General features: G+C 53.3%; 1 pseudogene. It reads left to right on the forward strand.

The window, feature by feature from the left end:
- Window positions 1-227: 227 nt before the first annotated feature.
- A pseudogene (locus JV201_RS19380) lies at window positions 228-589 on the forward strand (RND transporter); the annotation flags it as partial.
- Window positions 590-747 lie beyond the last annotated feature (158 nt).

The following is a 747-nucleotide window of genomic DNA, read 5'->3' on the forward strand; positions in this document are numbered from 1 at the left end:
AAGTAACGTATCTCCTATATCACCTAGCTTCATTATTCCTCCTTTAACCCAAGCATTTATTCCGATGCATTTGACCCTATCAAAACATTGCAAAAGTAAATAGCTAGCAAAACGGTTAGGTGCTTGCAAAAAAAACTAACACCTTCAGGTAGCACCGATAACGGAAAAATGAAAAAGGGAACTTTCACACAAGCTGCTCGGATGTGACCTTCATACTATTTAACCCATTATCTGCAGTTACCAGTATCCACTGGGCTCTGGGGTCCTTGGTAAACCTGCCGATCTTCGACGGCGGGCGCCTGAGTGCCAAGCCAAGGCCGAGTTTGAAGAGGCCTCGGCCCACTACCTCAGCCAGGTTTTACGCGCCGTGCGCAAGGTTAAAGATAACTAGGGGCAACTGCCGGATTTGCAGCAGAAAGCGCTGGATGAACAGTTATCTGGCGGGGCTCTGAGTTATCTGGATGTGGTGACGGCGCAGACCGCAGCGTTGCAGGCGCAGCGCACGTTGCAAGCGGTGCAAACGCGGCAGTTGCAGGCAAGTGTAGGCTTGGTGACGGCGCTGGGCGGCGGTTGGAAGCCTGACGCCTGATACAAATCTCGAGCCCACCCTGGATCAAATGTGGGAGCTGGCTTGCCTGCGATAGCGGAGTGTCAGGCACTGCAACTGTGTCTGAAACACCGCTATCGCGGGCAAGCCCGGCTCCCACATTTGAGAGGAGTGAAGCCTGTCGACTCAGGCGGCCGGTT

Origin of the sequence: Pseudomonas sp. Colony2 (assembly GCF_019382755.1) — a bacterium.
In the GTDB taxonomy this organism is placed as follows: domain Bacteria; phylum Pseudomonadota; class Gammaproteobacteria; order Pseudomonadales; family Pseudomonadaceae; genus Aquipseudomonas.